This window comes from Acinetobacter sp. Ac_5812, assembly GCF_013072695.1.
GTDB lineage: Bacteria > Pseudomonadota > Gammaproteobacteria > Pseudomonadales > Moraxellaceae > Acinetobacter.
The window spans coordinates 260,341-276,577 of the sequence record NZ_LXUK01000012.1; the positions used below are offsets into that span (position 1 = coordinate 260,341).

Sequence of the window (16,237 nt, forward strand, 5' to 3'; positions counted from 1 at the left end):
TATGTCTGCAGCTAAAGATAAACCTCATGTAAGTATCATCGTTGATGTACATGGTCAGCCTTTAACCCAAAAAACCAAAGCATTAGCTGGTAATGAGGGATATGCAGCACCGCCGTATGATGCCGCTGGTTATTCCAGTGAACATACCGCAGGTTGGTCACCTTCTTTATGGTCCCCAGATAACGAGATCAATACTGGTCGTGACACTATCGTGGCCCGTGCTCGAGATCTTGTCCGTAACGATGGTTGGGCAAGTGCTGCCATTACTCGTAATCTTGATAATGTTATTGGTCCTGAATTTAGACCTTTGAGTAAGCCAGATTATTACGCCTTGCAGCAAGTGACAGGCAATAAAGGATTTGACCACAAATGGGCAGAAGAATTTGGGCGTGCTGTTGATGCCTATTGGCGTTTATTCGCCAATGATGTTGGCCGCTATTGTGACGTTGAACGCTGCTTAACTGTATCTGAAATGCTTTATCTATCTTATCGACACAAGATTATTGATGGTGATGCATTGGCATACATAAAGTGGCAACCAGAGATGGTTGGTTATGGTCGTGCAAATTTTGCAACAGCAATTCAGGTGATAGACCCAGATCGATTGAGTAATCCAAACAATCAATTTGATATTAAAAACGTCCGTGGTGGTGTTGAAATATCCGAGGATGGTGCACCAATTGCCTACCACATCAGAAAGGCACATCAAGGTGATTGGTTTAATGCCGATAAGTCTGTGGTATGGGAACGTATACCACGAGAAACAGATTGGGGTAGACCTATCATCGTACATGATTTTGATCATGACCGAGCTGCACAGCACAGAGGCACAGGCATTCTAACATCGGTAATAGAAAGACTGAAAATGTTGATCAAATATGATGGTACTGAAATGGATGCGGCCATTGTGAATGCGATTTTTGGTGCATTCATTACAAGTCCTTACGATCCGGGATTTGTAGAAGATGCACTTGGAGGTACTGGTCCAGATTCTGCTGGTTTAGGTGCTTATCAGGAATTCCGCACGGACTTCCACAAAAACAGTCGTATTAAGCTAGGTGGTGTGCGAATGCCAATACTCGCACCTGGTGAATCGATCAATACTGTTGCAGCACAGCGACCAAATTCAAACTTTGCAAGTTTTGAATCTGCAGTGTTGCGTAATGTGGCCGCAGGAACTGGTATGAGTGCTCAACAGATCAGTCAAAACTGGGCAGAGGTCAATTATTCATCATATCGGGCAGCAATGCTTGAAGCTTGGAAAACATTTAATCGTCGCCGTATTAACTTTGCGACTGGCTTTTGTCAGCCCTTATTTGCTGCATGGCTAGAAGAATGTTTTGAAGTTGGAAACCTTCCTTTACCTGCAGGTGCGCCTGACTTTATCCAATATCGGAGCCTTTATGGGCGTTGCAAGTGGATGGGACCAGGGCGTGGCTATGTCGATGATGTTAAGGAGAAACAAGGTGCGATTCTTGGTATGGATGCAGGCTTAACCACTCTTGAGAAAGAAGCAGCTCAACTTGATGGCGCGGATTATCGAGAACTCCTAGACCAACGTGCCAACGAGGTAAGAATGTTTAAAGAGCGTAATTTGCCATTGCCTCAATGGACAGGGAATGGTGAGGAAGCATCACCCCCTGCAAAACAAACAACTCAATTACCAGAGGCCGAATAATGAATCGTTTTAGTTTTTTGGCACAGCGTTTATTTAATGTGCCTCTTGCAATTCACCCAGCCAAGGCTGAGGTCGTGATTGCCGCATTATCTGAGCGTTTGGGCATTAGTCAGATCCAACGAACAGTGATGATGGAAGATGATGATTATGAGTTTTCTTCACCAGCACGTAACTCAAAACCAGTCGGTTATGAGGTGGTTGGTGGAGTGGCAATCATCCAGATAGAGGGCACATTAGTTCAAAAACTAGGTTGTCTTAAGCCATACAGTGGCATGACTGGTTATGACGGCATTCGCCAAAATCTGTATGCAGCTATTAATGACAGCTCAGTCAAAGCTATTGCTTTAGATATTTGCTCACCAGGTGGTGAGGTGTCTGGTTGCTTTGATCTTGTCGATGCGATTTATAACCTACGAGGCAAAAAACCGATTTGGGGCATCTTGAATGAGTATGCCTATTCGGCAGGTTATGCAATCGCAAGTGCATGTGACTATGTGACCGTGCCGCGTACTGGCGGTGTTGGCTCAATAGGTGTGATTACCATGCATGTTGATATGTCTAAAGCCATTGATAGTGCAGGTTTGAAAGTAACTTTCATCAACTACGGTAAACACAAAACTGACGGTGCACCAGAATTACCCTTATCACCTGATGCCTTGGAACGTTACCAAAAAGAAATTGATGCAATGGGTGGGCTATTTGTTGAGACAGTTGCCCGTAATCGTAATTTAGACGCTTCCAAAGTTAAAAACACAGAAGCAATAACTTATATGGGACAGAATGGTGTGGACATGGGGCTTGCTGATGCAGTGATGCCACCTGATGCAGCATTTAACGCCCTTTTTGACAAAGTTAAATCAGGAGAGCTTTAAATGGCTAAGCAACCGAAAGCAAAAAAGAAAACCATGCAGCAAGCAGCACCGTTTGCAAGTTATATGGGCCTTCATCTTGAAGATCAACGTGAAGATGACGAAAAGGCAAAGCGCGCTGAACAAGAAAAAGAATGGGCAAAAAAAGCTGAAACTGATCCAGATCGTGAACAGATGGAAGATGAATCTGATGACGACTATGCGGCCCGCATGGAAGAAATGGACGAAGAAGAAGAAAAGGCAGAGGGGGAAATCAACGATACTGATCCTGATGCGGAAGAAGATGAAGACGACGAAAAGCCAAATGCAAAGGCTGCTCGTGCTTCTGAACGTAACCGCTGTGCGCGCATTATTGCGCATGGTGTTAAAGCGAATAATGTTCATCAAGCCGCCGTTTTTGCATTTGACACCAACTTGACCGCATCGCAAGCAATTTCAGCAATGAATGCTGCAAAAATGTCAGCACCAAATGGTGGTTTAGGCAACCGCATGCAGGGAGTTCCAAACTACCAAGTTGGTACAAATGCTGGTGGTAATGATCAAGGCCCAAAAAATAAATCAACTGCCCAAGCAAATAGCATTTTAGATGCTATGAAAGCTGTTCGTGGTGAATAAGAGGAAAATGCAATGACGAATTACTCAAATAATCCGTGGATTCCGGGAAAGACAACAGATGTATTCATTCCTGATCAGCTAATTGCGGGTGACTTAAAACTTGTCACTGATACAGTTCAAGTTGGTGGCAGTGGAGTTTATGAGCGCGGCACAGTGATGGGGATGATTACTGCCACTGGTGTATGGATTCCTTCTATTAAAACTGCAAATGATGGTTCAGAAAAGCCACGTGGGGTTTTAGTTGATCAAGTTGATGCAACTGTTACCTCACCGCAAACCAGTTCTGTATATGTGATGATTGAAGTTAACTTTAATAAGTTAATTTATGATGCAAGTTGGGGTGTTGCTGGTAGTGCTGCTGCTTTGACAGCATTGAAGGCTGGATTTGGTGCAACAAGCATTTTCTTGAAAACACCTATTTCAGCAACCTAAATACAAATTAAATTTTTTAAAAAGGGTCACTTTTCAGTGGCTCTTTTTTTTGGAGAAAATTAATGCCTGGTCAAAACAATATGACAGTATTTACCACTGCAGCTCTGGTGCAGGTGGTCCCAAATCTTAAGCGTGCTCAAAAATTCCTTTTGGATAAATTCTTTCCAAATATTGTTGAGTCAGATACAGAGGAAGTCGACATTGATGTTGACGTAGGTAAGCGCCGTTTAGCCCCTTTTTGCTCTCCATTAGTGGAAGGCAAACTTGTTGAGTCTCGTACTTATCAAACGGACCGTTTTAAGCCAGCCTACATCAAAGATAAACGAGTACCGGACTTACGCAAACCAGTTCGCCGTCAAATTGGGGAACGTATCGGTGGTGGGGAATTAACACCTGAAAAGCGCATGCAAGCCAATATTGGTTTTGAAATGGAAGATCAGGTTGATATGGTGGATCGTCGCATGGAATGGATGGCGGCCCAAGCCTTAACAACAGGGAAAGTCACAGTAAAAGGTGATGGGTTCCCAACTACCGTTATTGATTTTGGCCGAGCTCCATCATTAACTTTAACTTTAGCTGGCGCAGCAAAATGGGGACAACCTGGTGTGTCGCCTTCAAGTGATATCGAAAAATGGGCCCACGAAATGCTTAAGCAGTCAGGTGGTGTAGGCACAGACCTTGTTTTTACCACGACGTCATGGACACATTTTAAAAATGATGAAACCGTTAAAACAACAATCTGGTATCCGGGTAATGGAGGCAGTGGCAATAATATTAATGTAGGTGCTCAAATTGAGCGCGGTGCAGTTTATAAAGGTCGTTGGGGAAATTACGATCTTTGGGTTTACAACGATTGGTACATTGATCCAGATGATAACCAAGAATACCCAATGATCACTGATGGTACTGTAGTTATGTCTGGTGCTGATCTAATGGGTACTCGTGCATTCGGCATGATTGTTGACCCTGCATTCAATTATGGTCCATTAGCGTACGCGCCTAAAATGTGGCTCAACCAAGACCCTGCACAATTATATCTATTGATGCAGTCAGCACCATTGGTAATACCTTCTCGTGTAAATGCCAGCTTTTCAGCTCGTGTTTGTGATCCAGTCTTAGGTTAAGGAGCATTTAAATGAAATACGCAGTTAGTAAAGGCAATACAGTAGAGTTTGGCGTGGCGAAAAAGTCAGGAAATGATACTACCGTTGTTCTTAAAAGTTATTCGGAAGGTGAGTTGATTGATTTTGATGACAAGGTTGAAATCAATCGCTTAAGTGAAGCAGGCATTATTCGCCCACTTGAGCATACTGCAGCTGTCGAAGAAGACGAGGAAGGTAAATAAAAATGAGCGTGGATTGGCAAAGCAAGGTCTTGTCACCACTTATGGCTGCTTTCGGGCAGCCAATTGTTTATTCACCAGTTAAGGGCAGATACCAAAACCGTTATGAGTTAACAGGGATTTTTGATGAGGCATTTACCGATATAAACATTGTTGATGGTATGTCCATAACGTCAATAAGCCCGTGTATTGGTTTGAACCTTCGTGATTTACCAGTTGAGCCATGCCAAAAAGACCAAATCTTGGTTAAGGCATCATTTGGCGCACCGCTTAAAGATACTTGGTACATCGTCAAAAAAGTGATGCCTGATGGTCATGGAGCGTGTCGATTGCTATTGAATATCGCACCAACACCATGCGACACAACTGATGATAGTGGGACACAGGACCAATGAGTGATGAATCAATGCTATTCCGTCGTCAGATGCGAATATCAGTTTTAAATGCTCTTAAGCGAGCTGATCTTTGGATTGGTGATGATCAAGTCAATATTGATTCACCAGGTGACTGGGATATTCAACATTTAAAAGACAGTAGTTATATCCCTTGTCTTTTAGTTCGTACATCCAACGAGGGGAAGGCTTCAAACATCAAAGCAGGTTTACCGCAGTTTGATACTGCAGTAACGATAGAAGTTTTATGTGCTGTAACAGCAACAACTGCTGAAAAGGCTCAAGACACCCTAGAACAGTTCTGGTTTGCGATCGAGAACATTTTGCTTTGTACACCCTCAATTATTAATCAGGTCCAAAACGTTCAAGCTGTAGATACAGTCTTTAAAGTTGACTCAACTGGAAATGATCATATTGCCGCTGTTTCAGCGGCATTTGTTTATGAAGGTTTTGAATATTTTGAAGGGACTATTAATACCGATGAGTTAAAGAGCATGGGTATTCATATTGATCTAGCCAATGTATTTGACCCCAACGGCACTTATCCAAATCCACCATTCCCAGATTCTGTTGCACCTGCTCCTCGTACAGAAGGACCAGATGGACGAGATGAGGGGTATTTAGAAATCAAATTAGGAGAATGACATGTTTGTTGTTCCTAAAGCCGGCTACAAAATCCCTGATCCAAGTTTTGGTGATTATCTCCCCGAAAATGGGCGAGAAGTTGAAAAAAATTCATATTGGGTTCGCCGTTTACGGGATGGCGATGTAATCCATAAGAATGCGCCAAAACCTCAAGCAAGCACAAAAAAAGAGGTTAAAGAATGATTCCTTTTTCAAATGTTCCAAATGATGTGCGTGTGCCACTGTTTTATGCTGAAGTTGATAATTCCCAAGCAAATACAGCAACAGCAATACAACGCACTCTGATTATCGGTCAGATGACTGATTTAGGTATTGCATCACCAGATATTCCACAGATTTGTGGTGGAGTTGGAGATGCACAAGCTAAATACGGCATTAACTCGCAACTTGCCGCAATGTTTGCTGCTTACCGAAAAAATGATGATTTTGGTGAGGTTTGGTGTTTACCTTTAGCTGATCCAGATGATGCGCCTCAAGCATCAACTACTATTACAATTACAGGTACTCCTGAGAAAAATGGAGTGATCAGTTTATATGTTGGGGCTGGTGGTTACTGGGCCAATGGTACAGGTTTGTACCAAATTCCTGTTTCGACAGTTTCAACAGTCGCATCGATTGCTGCAGCAATTGCGAATACAATCAATAGCGATGTTAAAGCACCAGTTTCAGCAGAAGTTAGCCCCACAAATGTAATTACATTGACTGCAGTTCATGCAGGGGAAACAGGCAATGAAATTGATGTTCGTTTGAATTATCTTGATACTCTCGGCGGTCAGGCAACACCTCTTGGATTAACGATTGTTATTGCATCACAAAATTTGGAAGGTGGTGTAAGTAATCCAAGCTTAAATGATGCATTGGCAAATCTAGGTGATACAACTTTTGATTTTATTGTGTGCCCTTACAAAGACACAGCCTCCTTGGATGCCCTTGATGGCTTTCTCAATGAACGCTGGTCATGGAGTCAGCAGCTTTATGGTGGATATTTCGCTGTAAATAGCGGAACATTTGGTGATCAAACAACTTTAGGTTCATCACGCAACAACCCGCATGGGAGCATCCTTGGTGTTTATGATTCGCCAACCCCATCATGGTTGATTGCAGCGCAATACACAGGTGCAATCGTTCAATCATTAAAGAACGATCCCGGTCGCCCACTTCAAACATTGCCAATCGTTGGAATGTTCGCTCCCAAAGCTGAAAACCGTTTCGAGCTTACAGAGCGAAACGCTCTTTTATATAACGGTATTTCAACTTTCACAGTTGGTGATGATGGGACGTGTCGTATTGAAGCAATTATTACAACATATCAAACCAATGCTTTTGGTTCGCCAGATAATTCCTTCTTAAAAATCGAGACAATGTATCTGCTTGCTTACATTCTTCGATTTATGAAAACGCGAATTACTAGCAAGTATGGACGTGTAAAGTTAGCAGCTAACGGTACTAGATTTGCGCAAGGTGCAGCGATCGTTACGCCGAATATTATTCGAGCTGATGTTATTGCAGCCTATCAAGAACTGGAATTTAACGGTTATGTACAGGATGCAGATGCATTTGCTAAAGGTCTGATTGTTGAGCAAAACGCGCAAAACAAAAATCGTGTAGATGTGTTGTGGCCCGGCACGCTGATTAACCAATTAAACATTTTTGCGCTACTTGCGCAGTTCAAACTGTAAAGAGGGTTCTATGGCTAATAATACAAATAGACTTGCAGGTATTGCCAATATCTCTGTGGACGGGATGACGTATCTGCTAAGTGGTGAATTTACATATTCACCGGGTGATGTAGAACGAAAATCTTTAATTGGTCAAGATCAGGTGCACGGTTATTCAGAGATGCCTCGTGCTCCTTTTATCTCGTGCACTTTACGCGATGCGGGAAGCTTAACAGTTAAAGACTTTAATGCCATGACTGATGTCACTATTCATGCTGAATTAGCAAACGGGAAAACTATCATTGGCCGCAATATGTGGACAATTGATCCGCAAGAGGTAAAGACTCAAGAGGGCACATTTGAAGTGCGTTTTGAGGGTATGTCAGGTTCAGTAACGGAGAATTAATAAATGCAAAATCAAGAAATTCCAGAAAATGAAGTTGTTGAGTATCCAACTCCTTACGATTACACCTTGGTTGCACCAGTAGTAGATGCTGGTGGTATTTCAGTCACCTCTATTAATCTTCAAGAGCCGACAATTGCAGAAATTGAATCATTAAGTGACAACACTAAAAAGTTTGGATCGATGAAGGCTTTTAAAACTATGTTGGCCAATCATACAAAAGTAGATGTTGCGACCATCAACAAGATGGGGGCCCGCGATCTTAATGGTATCCAAAAGTACTATGACTATTTTTTGGGCGTGTAGACCAACACAATATAAAACCAATCATTTTCTATGTGACTTGGTTTTATAAATGGGGTCCACAAGATGCTGAAAATCTCACCCTTACAAAACTTTTGTTTTGGGAGGAGGGGGCGAAAATGCTAAAAGAGGCGGGAGTTGAATGAGGCCAATTCAATACACGATAACTGCTGTAGACCGTGCAACCCAGATCATTGATCGAATCAGCGAAAGAATAGAACGGCTATCACAGCCGTTCTCCCGTTTAGGTCGTTCAGTTCAAAGATTAGGTGACTTAACGGGGGTTAATAAGCTAGCCAAGGGTGTTAGTTGGCTAACCACGAAAATGATGTCGTTGCTGGGTATTGTTTTAAAGTTGGGAGCACCACTTTTAGCATTGTTTGGTGGTGGTTCCCTTATGGGAATCTACCAGATGACCGAGCGATGGTCTCAACTTGGGTTTGCTGTTTCTACAACATCTCAGATCATAGGTATCAGCGCCCAAAAGTTGATGAATTGGCGGGGTGTGGGGGATCTGGTAGGGATAGGGGCTGAGACCATGACCAAAGGGTTACAGGGATTTCAGCAAACCTTGCAGGATGCGAAGTGGGGTCGAAACCAAGCTGTTTTTGGCATGTTGAAAATGCTGAATATCGATCTTAAACAGACTAAAGATGGGGTGGTTGATACTGAAGCAGTTTTATATGAACTTGCAGATCGTATTCAGAAAGTTCAAAAGAAAGATCCAGCAGCAGCGCAAAAACTTGCTGATATGTTTGGTGTGTCTGAACTTTTACCAGTATTAATGAATGGTGGTAAGGTAATCAAATCATACCAAGCTGAAGTTGAAAAACTGCAAGGCGAAGTCACGCCTGCGATGACAGAGCGTGCAAGCAAATTTGCTGAAAAATTGAATGCGATGAAAGCTGCTTCTGATGGAATGAAAGTGTCAATTGCCGATAAGCTTATTCCCGTATTTCAGCCCCTAATTGAGAAATGGACTAATTTCCTCACTTTAAATCGAGAAAATGTAAGTGATAAGATCGCTAAGCTTGCAGAGCGTTTAGCCAATTGGTTGGATGAAATCGATTTTGAAGAAACACTGAAAGGCATTAATAATTTTATTGATGGTTGTGTCGATATAGTTAAGTGGACTGGAAAGACTGTTGATAAGTTCAAGGAATGGGAAAGTTTTTTTGGTGCGGTTGGTAAATCTTTTGAAATTGCGGTTTTGGGCAAGTTTAAAATTTTATACTCTGTCGTGACATGGACTTATGACAAGCTGAAACAAATTATTGATCTAGCCAATAAAGTTAGAGTAAATATACCCGATTTTCCTGGCTCCAAGGTTCTGAAACGCGGTCTAGATGTTTTGGGGCTTAATTTTGGAGGTAGTGATGCAACTGAGAAAAATACCTCTCCAACTGACAAGCTTCCACCAACAATTGTCAGATCCAACAGGGGTGTTACTGGTACTACAGCAGAAATCGAGAAAATGACTAGCAAAACTCATGGTTCGCTGTCATTTGATCGGTTTAAGAAAAGCATAATTGCTCAAGAGTCAGGACATAAGTATTGGGAGGTTAACAAACGAACTGGTGCATTAGGTTTAGCTCAGATAATGCCGCAGAACCTAACAGGATGGGGGAAAAATGCTGGTAAAAAAAACCACGGTTGGGATTTCGAGGCACTCGGATATGACATAACGCCAAAGCAATTTATATCAAACCCTGAATTGCAGATGAAAATCATTGATTACAAGCTTAAACAGGTATTTGATAAATATGGTCCTGAGAGAGGGGCACGGGTGTGGTATTCAAACAACCCAAATCCTTCAGATAAAAAGCCAGCGCCAAATGAGCCAAGCCCCAACGAGTATTCCAACAAAATTCTTGAAAGAATGCAAAGCCCACAACAGAATGAGAGCAGTCAGGATTATCTTAAAAACCTGTTTGGTAAAAGTGAAGATAAGGGCAAAAGCAATCAGCCTGCATCAATGAATGTTTTAGTCAATACTGTTGTTCATCCGACTGGCGCAACCACAACAAGGGTTGAGACTCCGCAGGGGGTTAAGATCAGCCACAACCAGCCAGGTAATGGGTATTTAGCATAACCATTCACCAATAATAGCAAAAAGCCAAGAATTTTCGGTTCTTGGCTTTTTTGTTTCAAACTTAATAATATGGATAAAACAGATTAATGAGTCCTTAAGATACCAAGTTTTAGTCAAATTTCTAGGGTGACTTAGTAATGGGTATTAATGTATTCTAAATCGATAAGTCTGTTGTTATAAGATGTGAGCAGACAGGCTTTGTTCTTACATTTATTACGTTCTTCCAACCAGGAGTTTTGACCAACTTCAAGATACGCTTTTTGATCATTAGGGATTTTTTTATAGGCTTGTTTAACAGCTTTAGATATCTCTAAATCTTTTTGAGATAATTCATCATCGTTACAGATGAGCTTTTCAACGCTTGTTTTTGATTTTAAACATTTGGATGAGGATCGTTGATTTTGGATAGGTGGGGTATTCACTTTTTTGGATTTATTTTTACAAACTAATTTTTCAATTTCAGTTTCCACCTTTGTGCAATTCAATTTATCATCGCTCTGGGTGTCTATAGGCATAGAATTAGAGGACTGGTCGCAGTCTAAAGCATAAAGCCCAGCCCAACCTTGATTTCGGTATATGGTTTTTTTCCCTAGATACTCGCCATCATGGGAATATTGATCAATCTTAAAACCGATATTGTTTTTGGTTTGGATGTATACTAGTTTTGCGGTGTACTGTTTAGTGCGGAAATCTCTTTTGTTACCGATCTTAACTTGTAGATTTGATGGTGCAACCCAGCATTGGTTAGCAAGCAGGATATCCACCATTCTTGATAAACTTCCTGCGTTTGAGAAACTATTTTGATAAAGCGGATACATTTGTACAAGATAGTTTGGATCTTGGCAAACTAATGAATATGCTCTAATTGTCGAACATGTATTAGCATTTGCTAAAGTGATTTGGCTTAAAAGTAGCATAAATAATGGAATTTTTTTGAGCATACCTAAATGTCCGTTTTATTTTGTGTTAATAATATTTCATTCTGTATTTGGCTTTCATTAAAAAAATAATTAATTTGATAAAAGGTGCTTAAAAACACTTGTCAAACAGCGTAACCACAACGTCATCGTGGATATTTTACAATGCCATGAATATAATAGAGACTGAAATTGCAGATATTATTGCCAAAAGAGAGCAGTTGCCTCGGAAAGTCTTATCAGAGATAGCGGATGCAGCACTAAAACGTTTAGCAAAATATACAAAGTTTTAAAACCGACTTTTAAAAAGTCGGTTTTTTATTGGCTAAAGGAAAATAAAATGTTTGAAATTACTGAAATGACATCTCCACCCAAACCGGCTTTTTTTAAAGATTTACAACGTGCATCTTGGCGTAATATCTCATTTGGTGTGACATCTTCAACATTATCACTAGGTCGTAAAATCGCAGTACATGAATACCCTTATACAGATGGGGTTTATGCCGAGGATCTAGGTACGAGGGGCAAGGTATTTCATATCATGGGCTTCATTGTAGAAGGTGGTGGTGCATATGGTGGAAAAGGGACGTTAAAAGAACAAATAGAAGCATTTGAAAAAGCGGCATTACAATGGGGAGATGGGGAATTTATTCACCCTACACTAGGCATGTATCCCAAGATGCGCTTACAGAATTTAGAGATTGAGCAGGAGTTGCAAGGGCGTGTAGCTACACTTCGATTTAATCTAGTCGAGAATAATATTAACCCGACAATCTTTGTTGTGCTTGATACACCTAATGATACTAGGAAAAAAGTTGACATTGCAAAAAAGGCTTCAATTCTAGATGCTTTGATTAGCGTCAAAGGCTCGGTAAGAAGTCTTAGATCTGGAATTTTGTCTAAGGTGAATCAGTTTACAACAATGATCAGGCAGGTCACTTTCACTGCAACCAGCCTATTTTCAATGATCACAGGGTTGCCGGGTGAAATTGGTCGCTATATCGGTTCAGCAATATCTGATGCTAAAAAATTAAATAAAACGGTTTCCCAGCTAATTGGTATAGGCTCAGCAAGTCGTGTAAATGTTTTAAATAAGTTGGATGATTTATCCAGAGCTACTGCTGATGTGGATATCGAAAAAATTGTAAATGGAATTTCTGACACAATCACTGCTGTTTATAAAGCAAATCCAGATCCTGTACAGGCGATCAACGCTATGTTGCCACTAATAGCTATGCAACCCATGCCTGAGGGAACAGATGAAGCAAAAGGTTTTAATCTTTTAAATGATCTGATACATCGCATTGCTGTTATTTGTATTGCTGAATCAACAGCTAATAGGGTGTTTACTTCTTATGATGATGCTCAAACTACCCGGACATTTACCTGCAAGTTAATTGATAAGGAATTGGAAAAGGCAGGTGATCAAGGACTGGATAACACATACAACGCATTGATGGATCTAAGAACATCAGTTTCTAAGGATCTCACCAGACGTGGTGCAGATCTAGCACAGTTTGAGGATGTTGAAGCGGCTGCAAGCTTACCATCATTAGTTTGGGCACAAACACTTTATCAGGACACTGGGCGCGAAAAAGAGTTAGTGAAATCAGCAAACCCTATTCATCCAGCCTTTATGCCAATTAAATTTAAGGCCTTATCATCATGAATCAAGATGTAGTTAAGCTAAAAGTCATAAGTGGTACTGATCAATTGGAAATTACTGGGTGGACAAACTTAAGTATTACACGGGGCATTGAACGCATCCCAAATAGTTTTGATTTGCGGATGTCAGAGAAAATTCCTGATCTAGATTACATTGAGGTGATCGAGGGGAGTAAATGCCAGGTACTGATTGGCGATGAAGTTGTGGTAACAGGTTATATAGATCGTGTTATTCCTATAATCTCGGGTGAGCAGCATACCATTCAGATTGTTGGCCGTGGTCTTTGTCAGGATCTGGTTGATTGTTCTGCGGTTTATAAGGGTATGCAGTTTATGAATATGTCTGTTGAGTCTATTGCACGATCGCTCTGTGAAGATTTCCTTATTGGTGTTATTTCAGAAATTGAACCTGATCCTATCTCAACACAGAATATCAATTTCGGTGAAACATCCGCTGCAGTGATTGAGCGCATATGCCGTATTGCACAAGCACTTTATTATGAAGATGAATTTGGCAATCTTGTTTTGAGTCGTGAAAGAAATGATGTTGCAAGCGGAGTTTTAATGCAGGGCGTAAATGTTGAAAATGCAACTTATGTTAGAGGAATGGACCAGCGTTACTCTCATTATACAATCGTTTACCCAAATGCTCAGTTGACCCCTGATATTACAAATGGTATTTCATTCGGCCATTACACCCTTGAGGATAAGACAGTTCCGCGATATAGACCCCTATATATCATCCCTGAAGATGGTGATGCTGGTTTTTTAGTAGCTGAGAAACGTATTTTCTGGGAAGCAAAAAGGCGCTATGCACGAAGTTATATGTTGAGAGCTACAGTTACAAATTGGCGTGATTCAGATGAGAAGCTCTATAAACCTAACACTCAAATCAAGATCAATATTCCAAAACTAAAGCTTGAAAATGAAAACTGGTTGATCGGTGAAGTTACATATCGTATTGATGAAACAGGTACACGTTGTGATCTGTTGGTCATGCCAGTAGGTGCATTTTCTCTACAACCAATTGTTCCGTATCAAGGGTTACCGGTGGATGTGTTAAATGCAGCAGGAGCAGGTAAGCAATGATAGATAAAATTTTTCACGGTCTTATGAATCTGCTGAGTTCGGGTCGAGGCATTGTCTCAGATGACAGTAAGGAAGTGCAGTTAGTCCAAGTTCAATTTAATAATGAGGAAATCAAAGATGATATTCCGCGTTATACCGAATATGGTTTTCAGTCTTACCCGCCTGATGGTCACAATGCTTTAACTCTATTTTTTGGCGGCAATAAAAGCAGTGGTGTAGTTGTGGCAACCCATCACCCTAAAAGTCGAAAGCGAGGATTAAAGAAGGGTGAGGTGTGTATTTCCGATGACCAAGGTCAAGAAGTTTTTTTGAGTCGAAATGGCATAACTTTGATTGATAAGTCTGGGGCAATCATTAAATTAAATGGAGATGGTACAGGTTCAATTAGCAGCTCAAGCACATTCACAATAAACGGTGTTGAGTTTAAAGATGGAATTGCCAAAGGCGTTGATTTCCAGTCAAGTGGAAAATCAGGTCTCAATCACAAGCATACTGATTCTAGGGGTGGAGATACGTCACCTCCGCAGTAAATTTTCAATTAAAAACGCCTCATTAAGTGAGGCTTTTTTTATGGGTGATATTTAATGGCAGATATTCAAACAGTCTGGGATACAGTCACCGCTAGAGGTGAGTATCAAATTAAAGATGGTTCGCTGCTAGCTGGCAAAGATGTAGAAACTGCAGTCCTAATCAGCCTATTCACTGATCGCATAGCTGACATTAATGATGATTTACCAGATTCCACATCAACAACCCGTCATGACCGCCGTGGTTGGTGGGGTGACACAGGCCAACAATATCCAATTGGTTCCCGCCTATATCTATTGGAGCGTAGAAAAGCACCGTTACTTGTGGAGAAAGATGCTGTTAATTACGCGATTGAGGCACTGCAATGGATGATTGATGATTTGGTGGTTGCCAGATTCGATGTTAAGGCCATGTTTGTACAGCCCAACCAATTAAGGCTCACTGTTGATGCATTTCGGCAGGATGGTAGCGTCATAAGTAAAATTTCAGAGGATCTTTGGTAATGGCATTCAAGAGACCAACATTAACAGCACTAATTCAACGTGCTCTGCAAAATATCACATCAAGCCTACCACAGTCTGATGCACTTTTACGATTTTCCAACCTGAATGTATTGGGCACCACACTGGCTGGCATGAATCATCAGCAGTACGGCTATCTTGACTATATTGCATTGCAGGCAACACCTTACACAGCCACGGATGAATATCTTGCAGCCTGGGGTGCATTACGAGGGATATATCAAAAGGCAGCAACACAGGCAACCGGACCTGTTTCATTTAATGCTGTTGCTGGTTCAGAAATCGCTAACGGAACCACGATTATTCGTAGTGATGGCAAGCAATATACTGTTATCAACTCTATCTATGCTGCTGGAGTAGTCACTACAACCATTCAGGCGGTGGCGGATCCTGATGGTATTAATGGGGTAGATGGTAACTGTAGCGCAGATACTCAATTCGCATTAGGTCAATCTATATCCGGTGTTAATTCTTCAGGCACATCAGGTCTTATTACTGGTGGTGCCGATTTAGAGAGTGAGGCAGATTTTAAGGCCCGAGTGATTGCTGCATATCAATCTACACCCCAAGGCGGTGCAAAGAATGATTATGAAGAATGGGCAACTCAAGTTTCGATTGTCTCACGTGCTTGGTGTGTTCCTCTAATATATGGCCCTCCAACAGTTGGTGTGTATTTTTTAGTTGAACCAACTGCAGCAAATCCGCACGGGTTGCCACAAGGTACAAATGGGGTCGCTTCAAGTGAGTGGCGTGGTACACCAGCAACAGGTGATCAGCTTATTGTTGCGGATTATATTTACCCAAAGCGGCCCGTCACCGCACTTGTTCATTTACTTTCACCAACAATTGAAACGATCAATATGAACATTACCGGTGTTAGACCAATAGATCGAGCCGCCGTGACAGTTTCTCTACATGAGGCATTTTTAAATAATTCTGCACCAGGTAAGAAGGTGGTGCTCGCAAACTTATGGGCGGCTATCAACAAAGTGGATGGGACTGATGACTTTAAGATCATAACCCCTAATGACGACATCCCAGTTGCACCAAGTTCAATTGCAGTGCTCGGTAATATCACATGGAGTTAG

19 protein-coding genes are annotated in these 16,237 nt (G+C 41.4%); 18 read left to right on the top strand and 1 reads right to left on the bottom strand.

Annotated elements, in window-relative coordinates:
* The first annotated feature begins 1 nt into the window (after position 1).
* From A7P55_RS10445 to A7P55_RS10505, 13 genes are all read left to right on the top strand, one after another.
* On the top strand, positions 2-1,678 hold the full coding sequence (locus A7P55_RS10445; protein ID WP_171552052.1) for a phage portal protein: 1,677 nt from the start codon (positions 2-4) through the stop codon (positions 1,676-1,678).
* Positions 1,678-2,550, top strand: coding sequence for a S49 family peptidase (locus A7P55_RS10450; protein ID WP_171552053.1), 873 nt, complete (start codon positions 1,678-1,680; stop codon positions 2,548-2,550). The genes A7P55_RS10445 and A7P55_RS10450 overlap by 1 nt, the downstream gene beginning before the upstream one ends.
* Positions 2,551-3,162: a hypothetical protein gene (locus A7P55_RS10455; RefSeq protein ID WP_171552054.1), complete on the top strand. Its 612-nt coding sequence runs from the start codon at positions 2,551-2,553 to the stop codon at positions 3,160-3,162.
* A 12-nt stretch (positions 3,163-3,174) separates the two neighbouring features.
* Positions 3,175-3,594 carry a head decoration protein gene (locus tag A7P55_RS10460; RefSeq protein WP_171552055.1) on the top strand — a complete coding sequence of 140 codons (420 nt, stop codon included), beginning with the start codon at positions 3,175-3,177 and terminating at the stop codon, positions 3,592-3,594.
* Between the two features lie 62 nt (positions 3,595-3,656).
* Positions 3,657-4,718, top strand: a complete 1,062-nt coding sequence (locus A7P55_RS10465) for a major capsid protein (protein ID WP_216078023.1) — start codon at positions 3,657-3,659, stop codon at positions 4,716-4,718.
* Between the two features lie 11 nt (positions 4,719-4,729).
* The gene (locus A7P55_RS10470; protein ID WP_171552056.1) at positions 4,730-4,939 is read left to right on the top strand and encodes a hypothetical protein; all 210 of its coding nucleotides are present in this window, start codon (positions 4,730-4,732) and stop codon (positions 4,937-4,939) included.
* A gap of 2 nt (positions 4,940-4,941) precedes the next feature.
* Positions 4,942-5,331 (top strand): hypothetical protein, encoded by a 390-nt coding sequence (locus tag A7P55_RS10475; protein WP_171552057.1) that lies wholly within the window; start codon positions 4,942-4,944, stop codon positions 5,329-5,331.
* Complete coding sequence (locus A7P55_RS10480) at positions 5,328-5,972, top strand: hypothetical protein (RefSeq protein ID WP_171552058.1); 645 nt, start codon at positions 5,328-5,330, stop codon at positions 5,970-5,972. Before A7P55_RS10475 ends, A7P55_RS10480 begins: the two co-directional genes overlap by 4 nt.
* 1 nt (position 5,973) lies before the next feature.
* The gene (locus A7P55_RS10485; protein ID WP_171552059.1) at positions 5,974-6,156 is read left to right on the top strand and encodes a DUF2635 domain-containing protein; all 183 of its coding nucleotides are present in this window, start codon (positions 5,974-5,976) and stop codon (positions 6,154-6,156) included.
* Positions 6,153-7,652, top strand: a complete 1,500-nt coding sequence (locus A7P55_RS10490; RefSeq protein WP_171552060.1) for a phage tail sheath subtilisin-like domain-containing protein — start codon at positions 6,153-6,155, stop codon at positions 7,650-7,652. The genes A7P55_RS10485 and A7P55_RS10490 overlap by 4 nt, the downstream gene beginning before the upstream one ends.
* Positions 7,653-7,662: 10 nt before the next feature.
* Entirely contained in the window at positions 7,663-8,037 is a 375-nt protein-coding gene (locus A7P55_RS10495) for a phage tail tube protein (RefSeq protein WP_171552061.1), read from the top strand.
* 3 nt (positions 8,038-8,040) lie between these two features.
* A complete protein-coding gene (locus tag A7P55_RS10500) occupies positions 8,041-8,340 on the top strand; it encodes a phage tail assembly protein (protein ID WP_171552062.1) in 300 nt (99 codons plus the stop codon).
* A 139-nt stretch (positions 8,341-8,479) separates the two neighbouring features.
* Positions 8,480-10,429, top strand: a complete 1,950-nt coding sequence (locus A7P55_RS10505; protein WP_171552063.1) for a hypothetical protein — start codon at positions 8,480-8,482, stop codon at positions 10,427-10,429.
* 131 nt (positions 10,430-10,560) lie between these two features.
* Here A7P55_RS10505 and A7P55_RS10510 read toward each other — a convergent pair whose 3' ends face one another.
* On the bottom strand, positions 10,561-11,370 hold the full coding sequence (locus A7P55_RS10510; protein WP_171552064.1) for a hypothetical protein: 810 nt from the start codon (positions 11,368-11,370) through the stop codon (positions 10,561-10,563).
* A 316-nt stretch (positions 11,371-11,686) separates the two neighbouring features.
* On the opposite strand from A7P55_RS10510, the gene A7P55_RS10515 reads away from it, so the two are divergent.
* The 5 genes from A7P55_RS10515 to A7P55_RS10535 are packed head-to-tail and all read left to right on the top strand — an operon-like array spanning position 11,687 to position 16,237.
* Complete coding sequence (locus A7P55_RS10515) at positions 11,687-13,015, top strand: DNA circularization N-terminal domain-containing protein (protein ID WP_171552065.1); 1,329 nt, start codon at positions 11,687-11,689, stop codon at positions 13,013-13,015.
* A complete protein-coding gene (locus A7P55_RS10520; protein WP_171552066.1) occupies positions 13,012-14,100 on the top strand; it encodes a phage baseplate assembly protein in 1,089 nt (362 codons plus the stop codon). The genes A7P55_RS10515 and A7P55_RS10520 overlap by 4 nt, the downstream gene beginning before the upstream one ends.
* Complete coding sequence (locus tag A7P55_RS10525) at positions 14,097-14,630, top strand: phage baseplate assembly protein V (protein ID WP_171552067.1); 534 nt, start codon at positions 14,097-14,099, stop codon at positions 14,628-14,630. Before A7P55_RS10520 ends, A7P55_RS10525 begins: the two co-directional genes overlap by 4 nt.
* 54 nt (positions 14,631-14,684) lie before the next feature.
* Positions 14,685-15,131 (top strand): phage GP46 family protein, encoded by a 447-nt coding sequence (locus A7P55_RS10530; RefSeq protein WP_171552068.1) that lies wholly within the window; start codon positions 14,685-14,687, stop codon positions 15,129-15,131.
* Positions 15,131-16,237, top strand: a complete 1,107-nt coding sequence (locus A7P55_RS10535; RefSeq protein ID WP_171552069.1) for a baseplate J/gp47 family protein — start codon at positions 15,131-15,133, stop codon at positions 16,235-16,237. Before A7P55_RS10530 ends, A7P55_RS10535 begins: the two co-directional genes overlap by 1 nt.